The sequence below is a fragment of the Nocardioides sp. NPDC004968 genome, from assembly GCF_040608935.1.
In the GTDB taxonomy this organism is placed as follows: Bacteria; Actinomycetota; Actinomycetes; order Propionibacteriales; family Nocardioidaceae; genus Nocardioides.
Genome location: NZ_JBEXJF010000030.1, coordinates 1 through 19,253, shown reverse-complemented (window position 1 = coordinate 19,253; position 19,253 = coordinate 1). Strand labels below are relative to the sequence as shown.

Annotated in this window: 18 protein-coding genes; 13 read left to right on the top strand and 5 right to left on the bottom strand. The window is 69.0% G+C overall.

Translation table 11 applies throughout. The annotated features are described in order from the left end of the window. Positions 1-63: 63 nt before the first annotated feature. The gene (gene phoU, locus ABZU72_RS21890; protein WP_355020914.1) at positions 64-714 is read right to left on the bottom strand and encodes a phosphate signaling complex protein PhoU; all 651 of its coding nucleotides are present in this window, start codon (positions 712-714) and stop codon (positions 64-66) included. A 120-nt stretch (positions 715-834) separates the two neighbouring features. Here phoU and ABZU72_RS21885 point away from each other — a divergent pair, with 120 nt between their 5' ends. Then, on the top strand, positions 835-1,992 hold the full coding sequence (locus tag ABZU72_RS21885; protein WP_355020913.1) for an ATP-binding protein: 1,158 nt from the start codon (positions 835-837) through the stop codon (positions 1,990-1,992). After that, on the top strand, positions 1,989-2,666 hold the full coding sequence (locus tag ABZU72_RS21880; RefSeq protein ID WP_008360778.1) for a response regulator transcription factor: 678 nt from the start codon (positions 1,989-1,991) through the stop codon (positions 2,664-2,666). The genes ABZU72_RS21885 and ABZU72_RS21880 overlap by 4 nt, the downstream gene beginning before the upstream one ends. Positions 2,667-2,700: 34 nt before the next feature. Here the strand turns inward: ABZU72_RS21880 and ABZU72_RS21875 are convergent, their stop codons facing one another. Next, complete coding sequence (locus ABZU72_RS21875; RefSeq protein WP_355020912.1) at positions 2,701-4,038, bottom strand: MFS transporter; 1,338 nt, start codon at positions 4,036-4,038, stop codon at positions 2,701-2,703. A gap of 71 nt (positions 4,039-4,109) precedes the next feature. Here ABZU72_RS21875 and ABZU72_RS21870 point away from each other — a divergent pair, with 71 nt between their 5' ends. Next, complete coding sequence (locus ABZU72_RS21870; RefSeq protein WP_355020911.1) at positions 4,110-5,093, top strand: helix-turn-helix domain-containing protein; 984 nt, start codon at positions 4,110-4,112, stop codon at positions 5,091-5,093. Between the two features lie 200 nt (positions 5,094-5,293). Continuing rightward, positions 5,294-6,196 (top strand): DMT family transporter, encoded by a 903-nt coding sequence (locus tag ABZU72_RS21865; RefSeq protein WP_355020910.1) that lies wholly within the window; start codon positions 5,294-5,296, stop codon positions 6,194-6,196. Here ABZU72_RS21865 and ABZU72_RS21860 read toward each other — a convergent pair. Both ABZU72_RS21860 and mshA read right to left on the bottom strand, forming a co-directional pair. Beyond that, the gene (locus ABZU72_RS21860) at positions 6,193-6,720 is read right to left on the bottom strand and encodes a YbjN domain-containing protein (RefSeq protein ID WP_355020909.1); all 528 of its coding nucleotides are present in this window, start codon (positions 6,718-6,720) and stop codon (positions 6,193-6,195) included. The genes ABZU72_RS21865 and ABZU72_RS21860 overlap by 4 nt on opposite strands. Next, positions 6,717-7,973, bottom strand: a complete 1,257-nt coding sequence (gene mshA, locus ABZU72_RS21855) for a D-inositol-3-phosphate glycosyltransferase (protein WP_355020908.1) — start codon at positions 7,971-7,973, stop codon at positions 6,717-6,719. Before mshA ends, ABZU72_RS21860 begins: the two co-directional genes overlap by 4 nt. A 146-nt stretch (positions 7,974-8,119) precedes the next feature. On the opposite strand from mshA, the gene ABZU72_RS21850 reads away from it, so the two are divergent. After that, positions 8,120-8,863 (top strand): SDR family NAD(P)-dependent oxidoreductase, encoded by a 744-nt coding sequence (locus tag ABZU72_RS21850; protein ID WP_355020907.1) that lies wholly within the window; start codon positions 8,120-8,122, stop codon positions 8,861-8,863. 70 nt (positions 8,864-8,933) lie between these two features. Then, positions 8,934-9,623 (top strand): amino acid racemase, encoded by a 690-nt coding sequence (locus ABZU72_RS21845; protein WP_355020906.1) that lies wholly within the window; start codon positions 8,934-8,936, stop codon positions 9,621-9,623. On the opposite strand, the gene ABZU72_RS21840 is transcribed toward ABZU72_RS21845, so the two are convergent. Further along, entirely contained in the window at positions 9,620-10,915 is a 1,296-nt protein-coding gene (locus ABZU72_RS21840) for a M4 family metallopeptidase (protein ID WP_355020905.1), read from the bottom strand. The two genes, ABZU72_RS21845 and ABZU72_RS21840, sit on opposite strands and share 4 nt — an antisense overlap. Before the next feature lie 99 nt (positions 10,916-11,014). On the opposite strand from ABZU72_RS21840, the gene typA reads away from it, so the two are divergent. From typA to ABZU72_RS21805, 7 genes are all read left to right on the top strand, one after another. Next, positions 11,015-12,907: a translational GTPase TypA gene (gene typA, locus ABZU72_RS21835; RefSeq protein WP_355020904.1), complete on the top strand. Its 1,893-nt coding sequence runs from the start codon at positions 11,015-11,017 to the stop codon at positions 12,905-12,907. A 76-nt stretch (positions 12,908-12,983) separates the two neighbouring features. Beyond that, the gene (locus tag ABZU72_RS21830; RefSeq protein ID WP_355020903.1) at positions 12,984-13,817 is read left to right on the top strand and encodes a class II fructose-bisphosphate aldolase; all 834 of its coding nucleotides are present in this window, start codon (positions 12,984-12,986) and stop codon (positions 13,815-13,817) included. A 160-nt stretch (positions 13,818-13,977) separates the two neighbouring features. Beyond that, positions 13,978-15,270, top strand: a complete 1,293-nt coding sequence (locus ABZU72_RS21825) for an extracellular solute-binding protein (protein WP_355020902.1) — start codon at positions 13,978-13,980, stop codon at positions 15,268-15,270. Between the two features lie 3 nt (positions 15,271-15,273). Continuing rightward, a complete protein-coding gene (locus tag ABZU72_RS21820; protein ID WP_355020901.1) occupies positions 15,274-16,266 on the top strand; it encodes a sugar ABC transporter permease in 993 nt (330 codons plus the stop codon). After that, a complete protein-coding gene (locus ABZU72_RS21815; protein ID WP_355020900.1) occupies positions 16,263-17,093 on the top strand; it encodes a carbohydrate ABC transporter permease in 831 nt (276 codons plus the stop codon). The genes ABZU72_RS21820 and ABZU72_RS21815 overlap by 4 nt, the downstream gene beginning before the upstream one ends. Next, complete coding sequence (locus ABZU72_RS21810) at positions 17,090-18,553, top strand: family 1 glycosylhydrolase (RefSeq protein WP_355020899.1); 1,464 nt, start codon at positions 17,090-17,092, stop codon at positions 18,551-18,553. Before ABZU72_RS21815 ends, ABZU72_RS21810 begins: the two co-directional genes overlap by 4 nt. A 13-nt stretch (positions 18,554-18,566) precedes the next feature. Continuing rightward, the coding region (locus ABZU72_RS21805; protein WP_355020898.1) for a LacI family DNA-binding transcriptional regulator at positions 18,567-19,253 on the top strand (687 nt) is incomplete at its 3' end.

Here is a 19,253-nt window from a genome sequence, read left to right as displayed (position 1 = left end):
CCCGCCGAGTCATGACGAGCCGACTCGGCGGGATTTTCGGTCAGTACGAGCCGACTCGGCGGGTCAGGAGTCGGTAGGGGTCTCGCCGGTCACGACGAAGACGACCCGGTTGGCCACCGTGACGGCGTGGTCGGCGATGCGCTCGTAGTAGCGGCCCAGGAGAGCCACGTCGACGGCCGGCTCGACGCCGTGGGTCCAGTCCTGGCCCAGCAGCTCGGCGAAGGACTTGCGTCGCAGCTGGTCCATCTCGTCGTCGTCGGCGACCAGGTCCTGAGCGGCGGAGACATCGCGGGTGCGGAGGATCTCGCAGGTCCGCTCGACCATCTGCTGGGCGATCTCGGCCATCTTGGCGATGGTCGGCTGGGCCAGCTCGGGCACGGCCTTGTTCGGCGTACGCAGCCGGGCGATCTTGGCGACGTGGACGGAGAGGTCGCCCATCCGCTCGAGGTCGGAGATCATCCGCAGCGCGGCGACGACCACGCGCAGGTCGCCGGCGACCGGCGACTGGAGGCCGAGCAGCTCGAGGGCGTTCTCCTCGATGCGCTCGCGGGCGTCGTCGATCTCGACGTCCTTGTCGATCACCTGCTCGGCGAGGTCGTTGCGGGCCTCGAGGAGAGAGGTGGTGGCGTCGCGTACGGCCACCGACACCAGCTCACAAACACTGGTGAGATCGGTGAAGATGGCATCGAGGTCCTCATGGAAAGCAGCGCGCATGGGCCGATCCTAGACACACGACATGTACTGATCTTCATCCCGAGTGAACCGACGGTGAACGTTCGGCGCGGAGACGTCCAGAGGCGAAGTTTGGGTGTTTGATGGGCTTACCCTGATCGTGTGGACTCGACGACGCAGGCCTTTCTTGCTGCGCTCCTCGGCGCTGTCGTCGCCGGAGCGGCGGTGCTTGCGTGGGCGATGAGCGAACGTTCCCGCCGCCGGATCCCCGAGGTCGAGCCCCCGAAGGTTCCCTCCGAGGTGGCCGCAGTCCTCTCGGTCCTGCGCAGCAGCGCGGTCGTCGTCGACGAGCACGACACCGTGCTCAAGGCCAGCGCTCCGGCGTACGCCTTGGGTTTGGTGCGCGGCACCTCGCTGGTCTCGCCCGAGCTCTCCGAGCTCGTCCACGGTGTGCGCCGTGACGGCCAGATCCGTGAGACCGAGCTGGTGATCTCCCGGGCCAACGGCGCCTCGCGGCACGTCACCGCCCGGGTCGCTCCGCTCGGCACCCGCCTGGCCCTCGCCCTGGTCGAGGACCGCACCCGCGAGCGCCGAGTCGAGGCCGTACGCCGCGACTTCGTCGCCAACGTCAGCCACGAGCTCAAGACGCCGGTCGGCGCGATACGAGTGCTCGCCGACGCGGTCACCGAGGCCTCCGACGACCCCGAGGCCGTACGCCGCTTCTCCAACCGGATGATCACCGAGTCCGAGCGCCTGACCGCGCTCGTCCAGCAGATCATCGAGCTCTCCCGGCTCCAGGGCGACGAGCCCCTGGAGGCACCCATCGCGGTCGACGTCGACAAGGTCATCGCGGCCGCTGTCGACGCCTCGACGGTCGATGCCGATGCCAAGGGCATCAACGTGGTCAGCGCCGGCACGGCCGGGCTGCACGTCTTCGGCAACGACGAGCAGGTCTCGACCGCGGTCACCAACCTGGTCTCCAACGCGGTCGCCTACTCCGAACCGGGCTCGACCGTGACCGTCTCGACCCGCGCGACCGACGGCTCCGTCGAGATCTCCGTGGTCGATCAGGGCATCGGGATCCCGTCCACGGAGATCGACCGGATCTTCGAGCGCTTCTATCGCGTCGACCCGGCCCGCCACCGCTCCACCGGCGGCACCGGGCTCGGCCTGTCGATCGTCAAGCACGTCGCCGCTACGCATGGTGGCGAGGTCAAGGTCTGGTCGCAGGAGGGTCAGGGTTCGACCTTCACCCTCACCCTGCCCCAGCACCTACCAACTGCCGGGAAGTCCGGCACAAGCAAGGAGGAACGCCCGTGACCCGGGTACTCGTCGTCGAAGATGAAGCCAGCTACAGCGAGGCACTGTCCTACATGCTCCGCAAGGAGGGCTTCGAGGTCGCCGTCGCCGAGGACGGCACCGACGCTCTGAAGGAGTTCGACCGCAACGGGGCAGACATCGTGCTGCTCGATCTGATGCTTCCCGGCCTCTCCGGCACCGAGGTGTGCCGGCAGATCCGGGCCACCTCGTCGGTCCCGGTCATCATGGTGACCGCCAAGGACGACGAGGTCGACAAGGTCGTCGGCCTCGAGCTCGGCGCCGACGACTACGTCACCAAGCCCTACTCCCCGCGCGAGCTCGTCGCCCGGATCCGCGCCGTCCTCCGCCGAGGCACCGAGCCCGACGCGGCCCCGGCGACGCTCGAGGCCGGACCCGTCCGGATGGACGTGGAGCGCCACGTCGTGACCGTGGACGGCAACGAGCAGCGCCTGCCGCTCAAGGAGTTCGAGCTCCTGGAGATGTTCCTGCGCAACCCCGGTCGCGTCCTCACCCGCGGCCAGCTCATCGACCGCGTCTGGGGCTCCGACTACGTCGGCGACACCAAGACCCTCGACGTACACGTCAAGCGCCTGCGCGCCAAGCTCGAGCCGGACCCGTCCGAGCCGAAGTTCCTGGTCACGGTCCGCGGTCTGGGTTACAAGCTCGACCTCTGAGGCTGTTCCTTCGTCAAGGTATGCAGCCGAAGGCTCACTCCCCCAGCGGAGCTCCGCTGGGGATGTGTTCCTCGGTCGGCACACCTTGACGAAGGACCGCACCGCGCGGCATGACGAGCGACATCAGCGCGGCGGCGGCGCACAGGGCGCCGGCTGCGTACCAGACCAGGTCGTAGGACCCGGTGACATCGCGTACGACGCCGCCGACCCAGGCGACCAGACCGGCTCCGACCTGGTGGGAGGCGAGGACCCAGCCGAAGACGATCGGGGCGTCCTCGGGCCAGATCTCGCGGCACAGCGCGAGCGTGGGCGGCACGGTAGCGACCCAGTCGAGGCCGTAGAAGACGATGAAGAACACCATCGGCAGGTGCACCTCGGACGAGAGCAGCATCGGTAGGAAGATGAGGGAGATCCCGCGCAGCGAGTAGTAGATGCCGAGCAGCACCACTGGGTTGAAGCGGTCGGTGAGCCAGCCGGAGAAGATCGTCCCGGCGACGTCGAAGATCCCGATCACGGCGAGCAGCGAGGCGGCCGCGACCGGGGCCATCCCGTGGTCGTGCGCGGCGGGCACGAAGTGGGTCCTGATCAGGCCGTTCGTGGTGATCCCGCAGATCGCGAAGGCACCGGCGAGAAGCCAGAAGGCCTTGGTACGCATCGCCATCCCGAGCACGCGCACGGTCCGTAGCGCGGCGCCGGTCGCGGGCGCAGGGCGCGGCACGATCTTCGAGGCACCGTAGGGCGCCAGACCGATGTCCGCCGGGTAGTCCCGGAGCAGCAGCAACACGAACGGGATCACGGCGGCGGCGACCAGGGCGATGGTCACCGAGGCGGCCCGCCAGCCGAGCTCTCCGATCAGCACCGCCAGCACCGGCAGGAAGATCAGCTGTCCCGAGGCGCCGCCGGCGGTCAGCAGACCGCTGACCAGGCCCTGTCGCTGGTCGAACCAGCGGGTGGTGATCGTCGCGCCGAAGGCGAGCGCCATGCAGCCGCTGCCGCCGCCGACGAGTACGCCCCAGCCGAGGACGAACTGCCACGACTGGCTCATCCAGACGGTGCCGAGCGAGCCGAGGGTGATCATGGTGAGCGCGACGGCGACCACCGGACGGATCCCGAAGCGGTCCATCAGTGCGGCGGCGAACGGCGCGGTCAGGCCGTAGAGCGCGAGCTGCAGCGTGATCCCGACGCCGATCGTGCCGCGCGACCAGCCGAACTCCTCGTGCAGCGGACCGACCAGGAGGCCCGGTGCCGCGGTGAAGGCGGCGGCACCGACGATGGTCACGAAGGCGACGGCGGCGACCCACCAGGCGGGGTGGATCCGAGGACGGCGCGAGGCCGTGCGGTCGGCAGGCGGCGGGGTCGTCGTCTGGGGCATGGTGATGATCCTCTTCGGTGCGTGTCCAGACGGACAGTGGCCTGATTGACATCTATCGATAAGATCCAGCCATGGGTGACGTACGGGTCCCTTCTCCGCACCGGGTCGCGGTGCTGATCCAGGACGGGTTCATCCCGTTCGAGATCGGCATCCCGCACCGGATCTTCGGCAGGGCCCGCGACAGCGAGGACCGACTGCTCTACGAGGTCGTCACCTGCACCACCGGCAGCCCCGGACCGGTGCAGTCGGACTCGGACGTGGTCGTCCTCGCGCCGCACGGACCCGAGGCGCTCGCGGACGCGGACACCGTGGTGATCCCGAAGTTCGGCCTCGACTACCCGACGGTCTCGGACGGAGTGTTGTCGGCGCCGTTGAAGGAGGCGCTCGACCTGATCCGCCCCGGGACCCGGATCATGTCGATCTGCACCGGCGCCTTCGCGCTCGCCGCCGCGGGTCTCCTCGATGGTCGTCCGGCTACCACCCACTGGTCGCACACCGACGACTTCCGGGCCCTGTTTCCGCAGGTCAAGCTGGACCCTGACGTACTCTTCGTCGACGACGGCGACATCCTCACCTCCGCCGGCGTGGCCTCCGGTCTGGACCTCTGCCTGCATGTCGTACGCAGCGACCACGGCGCCGCGGTCGCCAACCGCGTCGCCCGCGTGACGGTCGTACCTCCCCACCGCGACGGCGGACAGGCGCAGTTCATCCGGCACCACGCACCTGCCCCCGACGACACCGGCATCTCGGCCGCGACCGCCTGGGCCCTCGCCCACCTCGACCAGCCGCTCAGCCTGGAGGCGATGGCGGCCCAGGTCTCGATGTCCGTACGCACCTTCACCAGGCGCTTCCGCGACGAGACCGGCGACTCCCCCGGCCGCTGGCTGCAGCGCCAGCGCATCGAGCTCGCCCGCACCCTCCTGGAGACCACCGACCTCTCGATGGAGCAGGTCGCCGCCCGCTGCGGCCTCAACACCGCCCAGTCCCTCCGCCTCCACTTCCACGCCGCCCTCGGCATCACCCCCACCGCCTACCGCCGCACCTTCCGCGGCTGACGCCCAGCCGAGGCGTCACCCCGGTCGCCCGAGGCGTCGCTCCGGTCGGTCGAATGGGCAGCGCCGTGGCCTCTCGGCCGACGCGGCTGACGCCTCGGCCGACGCCAGTGACGCCTCTGCTGGGGCTAGATGGCGGGATGTCGAACATCGATGGCTGTTATCCGCTCGCGCGCCAGGGCGCGGGTATTTACCCTTTTATCGTGACGACGACGATTAGCCCCGCGCCCGCTGAGACCACGCCGATCTGGAAGCCACTCGTCGCTTGCGGGATCACGCTGGTCCTGTGGGCATCGGCGTTCGTGGGGATCCGTCACCTGGGCGACACCGTCCCTCCGGGAAGCCTGTCGCTGGGCCGGCTCGTGGTGATGGTGGCGGCGCTCGGCGCCTACCTCGCGCTGAAGGGCGGGTTCCGGCTACCGACCCGGAAGGAATGGCCGCTGATCGCGCTGGGCGGTGCGTCGTGGCTGGGGATCTACAACCTGGCGCTCAACGAGTCCGAGCGTCGGATCGACGCGGCGACGGCGGCGCTGATCGTGCAGGTCGGCCCGATCGTGGTGGCCCTGCTGGCGGGCCTCGTGCTCAAGGAGACGATCCACAAGTGGATCCTGATCGGCACCGGCGTCGGTTTCGCTGGCGTCGTCGTCATCGGCCGCGCCTCGGCCAACGGTGACACCGGCGACTGGATCGGCGTCGCCCTCTCGGTCGTCGCGGCACTCACCTTCGCGGTCGGTGTCCTCACCCAGAAGAAGCTGCTGCCGACGATGAGCGCGCTGCTGCTGACGTTCTGGTACGCCATCGCCGGCCTCGTCATCTGCCTGCCCTGGTCGTTCGAGCTGGCCACCACGCTCCCCGACATCAGCGTCGGCAACATCGGCTGGATCGTCTACCTCGGCCTCTTCCCGAGCGCTCTGGCCTTCGTGACCTGGGCTTACGCCCTGTCCCACTCCGATGCCGGCAAGTTCGCGCAGTCGACGTTCCTGGTGCCGTTCATCACCGCTTTGATGGCGTGGCTGGTGCTCGACGAGGTGCCGCCGGCGCTCGCCTTCATCGGTGGGGCGATGTGCATCGCGGGTGTGCTGATCACCCGGCGCCAGCCGCGCTAGTCCTTCGGGTCTTCCTCACGCTCCAGCCAGCCCCGGAACGCCTCGAGGTTGGCGGTCGACTCGCCGCGCAGCTTGCGCCACTCCCACTCCTTGCGGATCGAGGAGGCGAAGCCGAGCTCGAGGATGGTGTTGAAGGACTCGTCCGCGTACGTCAAGACCGAGCCGAGCAGCCGGTCGAGCTCGCCCGGTTCGACCATCGCGAGCGGCAGTCGGCCGTCGAGGTAGATGTCGCCGAGCCGGTCCAGACCGAACGAGACCCCGTAGAGCCGCAGGTTGCGCTCGAGCAGCCAGCGGTAGACGGTCTCGTGGTTCTCGTCGGGACGGCGACAGACGAAGGCATGGACGCCGAGGGCGTGCTGCCCCAGGTCGAGCCGGACCGGCGTCTGCAGCTTGCGCTCACCCGGGAGCGAGAACGAGAAGACCACCTCACCACCCGGCTGGGACGTCTCGTCCCAGGTCAGGTCGTTGGACTTCAGCCAGCCGCGTACGACCTCTTCGTGGTCGGTCCGCGCATCTACGGTCATGCCGTCAGCTCCTCACGCATCAGCATCTTGGCCTCTTCATAGACCTCGAGCGTATTGCGTGCGGTGAGATCCCAGGAGAAGTCCTGGGCGTGTTCGCGGGCTCCGTCGGCCAGGGCGGACCAGCGCGAGTGGGAGGCGATGGCGTTGGTGAGCGCGTCGGCCCACTGCGCCGGGTCGTGCCCGTCGACCAGGAGACCGCTGCGGCCGTGGCGCACGGCGGTGGTCAGGCCGCCGACCGCGGCGGCGACGACGGGCGTGCCACAGGCCTGGGCCTCGACGGCGACCAGGCCGAACGACTCGTTGTAGGAGGGGACGGCGACGACGGAGGCGGCGGAGTACCAGAGCGCGAGCTGGTCCTGGCGTACCGGCGGGACGAACCGGACCACGTCGGAAATCCCCAGCTCAGCGGCGAGATCGACCAGCACGGTCGGGTGCTCCAGACCGGAGCCGGAGGGACCGCCGACGATCGGTACGACGAGGTTGCGGCGCAGCGACGGGTCACGCGCGAGCATGACCGCGGCCGCCCGCAGGAGTACGTCGGGAGCTTTGAGCGGCTGGATGCGACCGGCGAAGAGGAGCACGTGAGCCCGGGCCGGGAGCCCGAGCGCGGCACGCGCCGCAGCCCGCCCACGCGGACGGAAGACCCGCAGGTCGACGCCAGGATGCACGACGGCGACACGACCTGGCTCCGCGTCGTACATGTTGATCAGCTGCTTGGCCTCGAGGTCGGTGTTGGCGATCAGCATGTCGGCCGCGCCGACGACCTGCTCCTCCCCGATCACGCGGGCCTCGGGCTCGGGACAGTCGCCCTCGGCGAGCGCCTCGTTCTTGACCTTCGCCATCGTGTGCATCGAGTGGACCAGCGGCACGCCCCAGCGGTCGCGGGAGAGCGCCCCGACCTGACCCGAGAGCCAGTAGTGGGAGTGCACGGCGTCGAAGTAGCCCGGCGGGTTGGACGCCTCCGCGCGGAGCACCTCACGCGCGAACGTGCACAGCTGCCCCGGAAGGTCACCCTTGGCCAGCCCCTCGAACGGCCCGGCGTGGACGTGGTGGACAGCGACCCCGTCGTACGCCTCCACGACCTGCGGCAGGCGCGAGGACGTCGCGCGCGTGAAGATGTCGACCGCGATGCCCTGGGTGGCCAGCCGCCGGGAGAGCTCGAGCACGTAGACGTTCATGCCGCCGGCGTCACCGGTGCCGGGCTGGTCGAGCGGAGAGGTGTGCAGACTGACCATCGCTACGCGGTGGATCATTCCTGCCCCTTTGTGTATATGCCTGTGGTCCCGTCTCTCAACACGCGGATCCCGCTCATCATTCCCGGCCGCGTGAACCCGCGTGAATCGTCTTCGATCGTGGGACCCGGTGGGCAAAGTCGAGCGAGCGACGAGAGAATGACTCCATGTCGTCCAAGAATGCTGTCGTCACCGGCGCCTCGAGCGGGATCGGCGCGGCCACCGCCCGCCAGCTCGCCAAGGAGGGCTACCACGTCTTCCTCGCCGCTCGCCGGGCCGACCGGATCGAAGCACTGGCCGAGGAGATCGGCGGCACCGCGATCGCGACCGACGTCACCTCCGACGACTCCGTCGCCGCGCTCGTCGAGGCGGTCGGCGACCGTCTCGACCTGCTGGTCAACAACGCCGGCGGCGCCTTCGGTGTGGACAAGGTGGCCGAGGCCGACCTGACCAAGTGGCAGGCGATGTTCGAGGTCAACGTGATCGGCCTGACCCGCGTGACCAAGGCGCTGCTACCTGCGCTGGTCGCCTCGGGAGCGGGCGCGGTCATCAACGTCGGCTCGATCGCCGGCCGGCGCGCCTACGAGGGCGGCGCGGGCTACAACGCGGCCAAGTTCGGCACCCGCGCGGTCACCGAGGCGCTGCGCCTGGAGATCGTCGACAAGCCGGTGCGGATCATGGAGATCGCCCCGGGCATGGTCCAGACCGAGGAGTTCTCGCTCGTACGTCTCGGGGGCGACCAGGCAGCGGCGGACGCCGTCTACCAGGGCGTCGCCGAGCCGCTGGTGGCCGAGGACGTCGCCGACGCCATCGTGTGGATGGCGACCCGTCCGGCTCACGTCAACATCGACGAGTTGGTCATCAAGCCGCGCGCCCAGGCCGCCCCGCACAAGGTGCACCGCGAGGGCTGACCGATATCTGCCCTGGTCAGGGGCGCCGAGGATTCCATACGCAGCCTCCGACGGTGTCACACTCGATGACGTGCAGACGATCGGACTCATCGGCGGCATGAGCTGGGAAAGCACCGCCGCTTACTACGAGGGACTCAACAAGGGTGTCCAGGAGCGGCTGGGCGGTCTCCACTCCGCCAAGATCGTGCTGGCCTCCGTCGACCTGGCCGAGCTGACGGCACTGCAGGAGAAGGAGTCCTGGGACCAGGTCGCCGAGATCCTGATCGCCGCGGCCCGCAGCGTGGTGGCCGGCGGCGCCGACTTCATCCTGCTGTGCACCACCACCTTCCACAAGGTCTACGACGAGGTGGCGGCCGCCGTCGACGTACCCGTGCTGCACCTGGCCGACGAGCTCGCCACGAAGGCCAAGGAGCTCGGCATCACCAAGGCCGGCTTCCTCGCCTCCCGCTACACCGTGGAGAACGACTTCTTCGCCCAGCGGATCTCCGACCACGGCGTCGATGTGAACCTGCCCGACACCCTCCACGTGGAGATGCTCGACTCGATCATCTACGAGGAGCTCATCCACCGGAACGTCGTGTCCGGCTCGCGCAAGCGGGTCCTCGAGGTCGTCCACGAGCTGTGGGACGCGGGTGCCGACGGCGTCATCCTCGGCGCCTCCGAGCTCAGCCTCCTGGTGCGGCCGAGCGACGTCGACGTACCGATCCTCGACGCCATCACCGTGCACGTCGAGGCCGCGCTCGACCGCGCCCTCCCCTAACTCTCGAGCAGCTCGTTGGCGACGGCGCGAAGCTCAGGGCTCATGTCACCCTCGTGCACGACGACGGTCCGGCCGTCGACCTCGAACTCGTAGATGTAGCGGTCGGCGCCCTTCGGCTTCGAAGGAGCGGCGCCGCCGGCGACCAGGTCACGCACGGTGGCCACCTGCGCGGCCGAGGGTGCCAGCTCCGCGACCCCCTCCTTGGTACGTCCCAGGAACCCGCCGCTGCGGCGCACCTTCACCACGGTCGGCGCCTCGCCGTCGGGCGCGGGCGTCCCGGACGCCGGGGTGACACCGACCTCGGACCACGCGGTGGTGACCGCCTCGGCCTGGTCGCCGGCCTCGGCGATGGTGGCTGCGGCGAACCCGGCGAAGTCGGTGTCGGTGGTGACGGCGCCGTTGGTCAGCGCGGCGTACCAGATCTTGCCGGCACCGTCCCAGGAGTTGCCGCCGATCGCCTTGGCGGCGAGGGCGAAGGCGCGGTTGGGGATGCCGGAGTTGATGTGGACGCCACCGTTGTCGTCGGTGCCGTCGTAGATGTCGTCCATGTGGGCCGGCTGCGGGTCCTTGCCCAGGGTCGGGTCGTCGTAGGCGGTCCCGGGCTCGAGCATGTGCCGCAGTCCGACGCCCTGGACCGTCTCGGCGAAGAGGCCCTCGCCGATGATCCAGTCGGCGTCGTCGGCGCTCTGGCCGAGGAGACGCTGCTTGAGGCAGGAGCCGAACACGTCCGACATCGACTCGTTGAGCGCGCCGGGCTGGCCCTGATAGACGAGCCCGGCGGTGTGCTCGGTGACCGCGTGGGAGAGCTCGTGGCCGATCACGTCGACGGCCTTGGTGAACCGCTGGAAGATCTCGCCGTCGCCGTCGCCGAAGACCAGCTGGGTGCCGTCCCAGAAGGCGTTGGCGTAGTCGCGGTCGTAGTGGACCGTCATCACGACCTCGATGCCCTGGCCGTCGTAGGAGTCGCGGCCGTAGACCTCCTCGAAGAGCGCCAGCGAGCCGGTGATGCCGGTCGCCGCCTCGTCGACGCTCTCGTCGCCCGACTCCGGGTCCCCCGCGGCGCGGATCTTCTCCCCGGGCAGGTCGGTGCCGTTGTTCGCGGTGTAGACCGTCCAGTCCCCGGCCTCGGCGGTGGCCTCGCCGGCCTCGGGGGCGGGGATCTGGGCGAGAACCCTGGTCAGGTGCTCGGCGCGGGCGACTCGAAACGCGTTGTCCTGGTCGAGGCGACCGGCGTTGAGCCGCTGCATGAGATACGGGGGCACGATCTGGCAGACGTGTTTCCGAGAAGTCATGGGCCTCAGCCAACCGTCATCTCCGGATGCGGGTCAAGCAGGTCACGGCGGATAAGATCAGACGTCCCGTCCCGCGCCAGAAATCGAGCCGCTTCGCACATGTCCGAGATCCTCAAGGCCAATCTCCGCAACGTCGCCATCGTTGCGCACGTCGACCACGGCAAGACCACGCTGGTCGACGCCATGCTGCGTCAGGCAGGCACCTTCACCGAGCACGAGGCCGAATCGGTCGCCGACCGGGTCATGGACTCCGGTGAGCTCGAGCGCGAGAAGGGCATCACCATCCTCGCGAAGAACACCGCCATCCACTACTCCGGGCCGAGCGCGCCCGAGGGGATGACGATCAACATCATCGACACCCCCGGCCACGCCGACTTCGGTGGTGAGGTCGAGCGCGGCCTGTCGATGGTCGACGGGATCGTGCTGCTGGTGGACGCCTCCGAGGGCCCGCTCCCCCAGACCCGGTTCGTGCTGCGCAAGGCGCTCAACGCCGACATGCCGGTCGTGCTGGTGGTCAACAAGGTCGACCGCCCCGACGCGCGCATCGAGGAGGTCGTCGACGAGACGTACGAGCTCTTCATGGACCTGCTCGACGACTCCCACAGCCAGGACGCGCTCGACTTCCCGGTGATCTACGCCTCGGGCAAGGCCGGCGTCGCGTCGCTCGAGCAGCCCGGCAACGGCGAGCTGCCCGACTCCAAGGACCTGGAGCCGCTGTTCCAGACGATCATGGACACCATCCCGGCTCCGACGTACGTCGAGGGCGCGCCCCTCCAGGCCCACGTCACCAACCTCGACGCGAGCCCGTTCCTCGGCCGCCTCGCGCTGGTCCGCATCCACCAGGGCACCCTGAAGAAGGGCCAGAACGTTGCCTGGATGCGCCGTGACGGCGAGGTCAAGAACGTACGCATCACCGAGCTGCTCATCACCGAGGGCCTCGAGCGCAAGCCCGGCGATGTCGCCGGCCCCGGTGACATCGTCGCCATCGCCGGCATCCCGGAGATCACCATCGGCGAGACGCTCGCCGACCCGGAGAACCCGGTCGCGCTGCCGCTCATCCACGTCGACGAGCCGGCGATCTCGATGACCATCGGCACCAACACCTCGCCGCTGGTCGGCAAGGTCAAGGGCTCGAAGGTCACCGCGCGTCTGGTCAAGGACCGCCTCGACTCCGAACTCATCGGCAACGTGTCGCTGAAGATCCTCAACACCGAGCGTCCCGACGCCTGGGAGGTCCAGGGCCGCGGCGAGCTGGCGCTGGCGATCCTGGTCGAGCAGATGCGACGCGAGGGCTACGAGCTGACCGTCGGCAAGCCGCAGGTGGTCACCAGGGAGGTCGACGGCAAGGTCCACGAGCCGTTCGAGCGCCTGACGATCGACGCCCCGGAGGAGTTCCTCGGCACGATCACCGAGCTGCTCGCCAACCGCAAGGGCCGCATGGAGGGCATGACCAACCACGGCACCGGCTGGGTCCGCATGGAGTTCATCGTGCCGGCGCGTGGCCTGATCGGCTTCCGCACCGAGTTCCTCACCGAGACCCGCGGCACCGGCATCGCCCACCACATCTCCGAGGGCTACGACCGCTGGGCCGGGGAGATCCGCTCGCGCAACAACGGCTCGCTCGTCGCCGACCGGTCCGGCGCGGCCACGGCTTACGCGATGACCTCGCTGCAGGAGCGCGGCGTCATGTTCGTCGAGCCGACCACCGAGGTCTACGAGGGCATGATCGTCGGCGAGAACTCCCGCCAGGACGACATGGACGTCAACATCACCAAGGAGAAGCAGCAGACCAACGTCCGCTCCGCCACCTCCGACAACTTCGAGAAGCTGATCCCGCCGAAGAAGCTCTCGCTCGAGCAGTGCCTGGAGTTCTGCCGCGAGGACGAGTGCGTCGAGGTCACCCCCGACATGGTGCGCATCCGCAAGGTCGTCCTCGACCAGAACGACCGCGGCAAGATCGCGAGCCGGGCGCGCAAGGCCAACAAGTCCTGACCGGCTTTCGTGACGGCCGCCGACCCTCGTGGGTCGGCGGCCGTTCTCGTCGTCGGCTGCCTGCGACACTTCGACCATGACCCTCACGACCACCGCCTCGCTGATCAGCTCGGCCTATGCGGAAGGCCGCGGCGTCGCCGCCTTCAACGCGATCAACCTGGAGACCGTCGAGGCGATCGCCACCGGAGCCGAGTCCGCGAATCGGCCGGTCATCGTGCAGATCAGCGAGAACGCGGTGCGCTACCACGGCGGCCTGGCTCCGCTGGCCCATGCCGCGATCGCGGTCGCGTCCGGCTCGACGATGCCGATCTCGCTCCACCTGGACCACGCGACCGACGAGCGCCTGGTCGGGATCGCGGTCGACCTCGGCTTCTCGTCGGCGATGTACGACGCCTCCCAGCTCCCCTACGAGGACAACCTCACCCGTACCGCCGCCGTCGCCCGCCGCTGCCACGACCGCGGCGCCCACCTCGAGGCCGAGCTCGGTGAGGTCGGCGGCAAGAACGGCGTCCACGCTCCCGGCGTACGCACCGACCCGGCCGAGGCGGCCGCGTTCGTCGCCAGCACCGGCGTCGACGCCCTCGCCGTCGCGGTCGGCTCGAGCCACAAGATGACCACCCGCGACGCGGCCCTGGATGAGGCGCTGATCGCAGCAATCCGCCGCGCCGTCGACGTCCCGCTGGTCCTGCACGGCTCCTCCGGCGTGAGCGACGACGGGCTCCGAACCGCCATCGCCGCCGGGATGACGAAGATCAACGTCGCCACCCAGCTCAACAAGGCCTTCACCGCCGCGGTCCGCGAGACCCTCGAAGCCGACCCGACCCTGGTCGACCAGCGCCGCTACCTCGGTGCCGGCCGCGACGCGATGGCCGCCGAGACCGCCCGGCTGCTCACCGTCGTCTCGGGCTGAGCGACGCCTCCGGTTTCCCCAGTTTGGTGGAAGCGCTCCCACACGCGCGAAATCGTTACCAGCGGGCTACTTGACAGAGCGGTGTGAGCACACTCACACTCTCCGTAGTCCCGAGAGTGGAAGCGCTCTCACTCCCCACACAGACGTGCAGGAGCACCCCGTGTCCAAGATCTCCAAGTCCTGGCGCCGCGGCCTAGCCGCCGGCGCGGTCGCCACTCTCGTCGCTGGCCTCGTCGGGGCCTGCGGCGGCAGCGACGACACCGGCGAGCAGGCCAAGCTCGGCAAGGACGACACCCTGACCATCACGACCTTCAGCGAGTTCGGCTACGGCGACCTCATCGAGCAGTGGAACGCCGACCCTGACCGCCCCTTCAAGGTCAAGCAGACCGTCGTCGCCGAGTGGGACACCTGGAAGCAGAGCCTCACCACCGGCCTGCAGTCGGGCGAAGGTCTCACCGACATCGTCGGCATCGAGGGCGACATGATGCCCGCGCTCGTCGCCGAGGGCGCCTCGGAGCAGTTCGTCGACCTCACCGACGAGGAGCTCGACAGCCGCTGGATGGAGTCGAAGTACCTCGAGGGCCAGACCGCCGACGGCAAGCAGATCGGCTATCCGACCGACGCCGGCCCCGAGGCGTTCTGCTACCGCGCCGACCTCTTCAAGAAGGCCGGCCTCCCGAGCGACCGCGAGTCCGTGAAGGAGCTCTTCGCGGACTGGGACACCTACTTCGCCACCGGCGAGCAGTTCAAGAAGAAGATGCCGGACACGGCCTGGTACGACTCCAGCGGCGCGATCGCCCAGGCGATGCTCAACCAGGTCGAGTACCCCTTCCAGACCAAGGACCAGACGATCGAGGTGGACAACCCGGAGCTCCGGGAGGTCTACGACACGGTCTCGCAGTACGCCCCCACCCAGTCGACGAAGGTCGAGCAGTGGGGCGAGGACTGGACGGCCAACTTCACCAACGACGGCTTCGCCACCATCCCCTGCCCCGGCTGGATGTTCGCCAACATCAAGGACTCCGCGCCCGAGGTGAAGGGCTGGGACATCGTCGACGCCTTCCCGGGCGGCGGCGGCAACTGGGGTGGCTCCTACCTCGCCGTCCCGGCGCAGTCGGAGCACCAGGACGAGGCCAAGGAGTTCGCCAACTACCTGACGACCGCCGAGTCCCAGGTGGCCGCGTCCAAGGTGGCCGGCAACTTCCCGGCCAACCTGGAGGCGCAGACGGTCCTGGCCGACGAGAACGCCACCGACCCGTACTTCAACGACGCCCCCACCTCGCAGATCCTCGCCAGCCGCGCGGAGGCCGTGCCGGCGGGTGTCCCGTTCAAGGGTGACAAGTACTCCGACATCCTGGGCCTCTTCCAGCAGGCGATCCGACGTGTGGACGAGGGCACCGACCCCGAGAAGTCGTGGGCGACCTTCGTCGAGGGCGTCGAAGGAATGTCCTGATCCATGCCGACCACCACCTCTGCCCCGGTCGAGAACGCCACCCCGGCGCCCTCGACCGGGGCAGCACCCCGCCGCCAGGCGTGGCGTAACCGGCTCTCCCGGTGGGACTTCAAGTTCTCGCCCTACCTGTACGTCGCGCCGTTCTTCCTGGTGTTCCTGCTCATCGGGCTCTACCCGATGCTCTACACCGGCTACCTGTCCTTCTTCTCCTGGCCCGCCTACGGCTCCGAGGTCGGCCCGTGGGTCGGCTGGGACAACTACGCCCACGTTCTCGGTGACTCCGTCTTCCGCAAGGCCTTCTGGAACACCATCGGGATCTTCCTGCTCTCCTCGGTGCCGCAGATCATGGTGGCGACGATCCTCGCCGCCCTGCTCGACACCCGGCTCCGGGGCCGCACCCTGTGGCGGATGAGCATCCTGCTGCCCTTCGTGGTCGCTCCTGCGGCGTCCGCGATGATCTTCGGCGCGATCTTCGCCGACGGCACGGGCCTGATCAACCAGACGCTCGACGGCTTCGGCTTCGACAAGGTGCCGTGGCACGCCGACCGGTTCGCGAGCTGGACCGCGATCGCGACCATGGTCAACTGGCGCTGGACGGGCTACAACGCGCTGATCATCCTCGCCGCCATGCAGGCGATCCCGCGGGATCTCTACGAGGCGGCCGAGATCGACGGCGCCTCCAAGGTGAAGCAGTTCTTCCACGTCACGCTGCCCTCGATCCGGCCGACGATGATCTTCGTCATCGTCACCTCGACCATCGGTGGCCTGCAGATCTTCACCGAGCCCCGGATCTTCGACACCAACCTGCGCTTCCAGGGTGGCTCCGACTTCCAGTACACGACCTTGACGATGTACGTCTTCAACACCGCCCAGACCACGACCAACCCCTATCCACGTGCGGCCGCCGCCGCCTGGGTGCTGTTCCTGATCATCGTGGGGATCGCCCTGGTCAACTTCCTGGTCACCCGGGCCGTACAACGGAGGAACCTCAGATGAGCAGACGTCCTGGATTCCTCGTTTACGGCCTGCTCGCGGCATTCCTGCTGGGCTCGGCGTTCCCGCTGTACTGGTCGTTCGTCATCGGCTCGGTCACCCGGCATCGGGCGATCCAGTCGCCTCCGCCGCTGGTCCCGGGAGGGCACTTCTTCGAGAACGCCGCCCGGGTCTTCGACCGGATCGACTTCTGGTCGGCACTGCTCAACTCGATCATCATCTCCGGGATCTCGGCAGCCTCGGTCGTGCTCTTCTCGACCCTGGCCGGCTACTCCTTCGCCAAGCTCCGCTTCCGCGGTTCCAACGCGGGGATGATCTTCGTCGTCGCCACCCTGGCGGTGCCGACGCAGCTGGCCCTGGTGCCGATGCTCAAGCAGTTCTCCAACCTCGGCCTGACCGGCACCCACGCCGCCGTGATCCTGCCGTGGGTGGTGACCGCGTTCGGTGTCTTCTTCATGAGGCAGTACCTCGTCGACGCGATCCCCGACGAGCTCATCGACGCCGCCCGCGTCGACGGCGCGTCCATGATCCGTACGTTCTGGACCGTCGCCATCCCGGCAGCGAGACCCGCGATGGCGATCCTCGGCCTGTTCACCTTCATGCAGGTGTGGACCGACTTCATGTGGCCGCTGATCGTGCTGCAGGGCTCCGACGTACAGACCCTGCAGACCGCGCTGGACGCGCTCAAGGTCGCGCCCGGACAGGGGCATGCCGACATGGCGCTGGTCCAGGCCGGAACGATCCTCGCGACCGTGCCCCTACTTCTGTTGTTCATCGCCACCGGCCGCCACCTGGTGTCCGGCATCATGCAAGGAGCCGTCAAGGGATGAATCTCTCGACAAACCCCGCCCGCGCCGAGCGTACGTTTCCCCAGGACTTCCTCTGGGGTGCGGCGACGGCTTCCTACCAGATCGAGGGAGCCATCGACGAGGACGGACGTACGCCCAGCAACTGGGACACCTTCACCAAGGTGCCGGGGGCGATCCTCAACGGCGACACCGGTGAGGTGGCCTGCGACCACTACCACCGGGTGCCCGAGGACGTCGCGCTGATGAAGCGCCTCAACCTGGCTTCGTACCGGTTCTCGACGGCGTGGCCGCGGATCCGTCCCGACGGCGGGAAGGTCAACCAGGCGGGGCTCGACTTCTACAGCCGTCTCGTCGACGAGCTTCTCGAGGCCGAGATCGCGCCGTGGATCACGCTCTACCACTGGGACCTGCCGCAGGCGCTGGAGGACCAGGGCGGCTGGACCAGCCGTGACACCGCCTACCGGTTCGTGGAGTACTCCACGACCGTCTACGACGCGCTCTCCGACCGCGTCGACAACTGGACGACGCTGAACGAGCCGTGGTGCTCGGCGTTCCTCGGCTACTCCGGTGGCCAGCACGCGCCGGGTCGCCAGGAGGGCGTGGCCGGCATCGTCGCGGCCCACCACCTCATGCTCGGGCACGGCCTCGTGGTCAACGAGCTGCGTAGCCGCGGCGCGACGCCGGAGAACGGGAAGTCCCTCGGCATCACCCTCAACCCGACGGTCGTCGACCCCTACGACGCCGACCGTCCCGAGGACGTCGACATGACCCGGCGGATCGACGGTCTGCACAACCGGGTGTTCCTCGACCCGCTGTTCCGGGGCAAGTACGCCGACGACCTGGCCGCGGACACCGAGGGCCTGACCTTCCAGGGCCGTCCGTGGCAGGACTGGGTGCTCGAGGGCGACCTGGAGGTCATCTCCGCGCCGCTCGACGTGCTCGGGGTCAACTTCTACTTCGGCAACGCCATCGCGGCGGAGCCGTTCGAGATCGACCCCGACCAGGTGCTGGGCAGTCGGCTCGTGCACTCCGACCTGCCGCGGGGGAACCCCTACCCCGGCGCCGAGTTCGTCACTCCGCGCACGGGCCGCGCCACGACCGCCCGTGACTGGGAGATCGACCCGGTCTGGCTGACCCGGCTGCTGACCCGGCTCAGCGGTGAGTACGGTGCCCCGCCCATCTACATCACCGAGAACGGGGCCTACTACGATGATGTCGTGGAGGATGGCGCCGTGCACGACACCGCCCGCCTCGACTACATCGACACCCACCTGCGCGCGACCCTCGACGCGATGGAGCAGGGTGCGGACGTACGCGGCTACTTCGCCTGGTCCATGCTCGACAACTTCGAGTGGAGCTACGGCTACGCGCACCGGTTCGGGATCGTGCACGTCGACTTCGAGACCCAGGTGCGTACGCCGAAGGACAGCGGACTCTGGTTCGCCGATGTCGCCGCCCACAACCGAGTGCCGGCACGCTGATGTCGCTGCGCGCATGAGCTCGGCAACACTCGACGATGTCGCCCGGCTGGCTGGTGTCAGCCGGGCGACGGCGTCGCGCGCGATCAACGGCGGCTCGCGCGTCTCCGCGAAGGCCGCCGAGGCCGTCGCCGTGGCCGTCGCCACCCTCGGCTACACCCCCAACCCGGCGGCGCGATCGCTGGTGACCCGGCGTACCGACTCGGTCGCCATGGTCATCCCCGAGGCCGACGAGCGGGTCTTCGCCGACCCGTTCTTCGCCCGTACGCTGCGCATCGTCACGCGGGCCCTCTCCTCCCGCGACCTGCAGGTGGTCCTCCTGATCGCGCGTCCGGGCGAGGAGGAGGACCGGATGCTGCGCTACCTGCGCGGTGGTCACATCGACGGCGCCATCGTCGTCTCCTCGCACCGCAGCGACCTGCTCGCCGACCACGTCGCCGACCTCGGTCTGCCGGCGGCCTTCGTCGGCCGCCCGTGGACCGGGGCCCACCGGGTCTCCTACGCCGACACCGACAACTTCGCCGGCGCCCGGGAGGTCACCCAGGTGCTCATCGACCGCGGCTGCCGCCGGATCGGCACCATCACCGGCCCGGCCGACATGAGCGCGGGCGCCGACCGGGTCGCGGGCTGGCGGGCCGCCACGATCGTCGACCTGCTGGAGCATGGACTTGATGTCGTTGTGCGGATTGGCGAGCCGCAATCC

Bases quoted from the DNA above. Each gene is read 5' to 3' on its own strand.
- phoU (WP_355020914.1), bottom strand. From the start codon at position 714: ATGCGCGCTGCTTTCCATGAGGACCTCGATGCCATCTTCACCGATCTC.
- ABZU72_RS21875 (WP_355020912.1), bottom strand. From the start codon at position 4,038: ATGCCCCAGACGACGACCCCGCCGCCTGCCGACCGCACGGCCTCGCGC.
- ABZU72_RS21870 (WP_355020911.1), top strand. From the start codon at position 4,110: ATGGGTGACGTACGGGTCCCTTCTCCGCACCGGGTCGCGGTGCTGATC.
- ABZU72_RS21860 (WP_355020909.1), bottom strand. From the start codon at position 6,720: ATGACCGTAGATGCGCGGACCGACCACGAAGAGGTCGTACGCGGCTGG.
- mshA (WP_355020908.1), bottom strand. From the start codon at position 7,973: ATGATCCACCGCGTAGCGATGGTCAGTCTGCACACCTCTCCGCTCGAC.
- ABZU72_RS21850 (WP_355020907.1), top strand. From the start codon at position 8,120: ATGTCGTCCAAGAATGCTGTCGTCACCGGCGCCTCGAGCGGGATCGGC.
- ABZU72_RS21840 (WP_355020905.1), bottom strand. From the start codon at position 10,915: ATGACTTCTCGGAAACACGTCTGCCAGATCGTGCCCCCGTATCTCATG.
- typA (WP_355020904.1), top strand. From the start codon at position 11,015: ATGTCCGAGATCCTCAAGGCCAATCTCCGCAACGTCGCCATCGTTGCG.
- ABZU72_RS21830 (WP_355020903.1), top strand. From the start codon at position 12,984: ATGACCCTCACGACCACCGCCTCGCTGATCAGCTCGGCCTATGCGGAA.
- ABZU72_RS21820 (WP_355020901.1), top strand. From the start codon at position 15,274: ATGCCGACCACCACCTCTGCCCCGGTCGAGAACGCCACCCCGGCGCCC.
- ABZU72_RS21815 (WP_355020900.1), top strand. From the start codon at position 16,263: ATGAGCAGACGTCCTGGATTCCTCGTTTACGGCCTGCTCGCGGCATTC.
- ABZU72_RS21810 (WP_355020899.1), top strand. From the start codon at position 17,090: ATGAATCTCTCGACAAACCCCGCCCGCGCCGAGCGTACGTTTCCCCAG.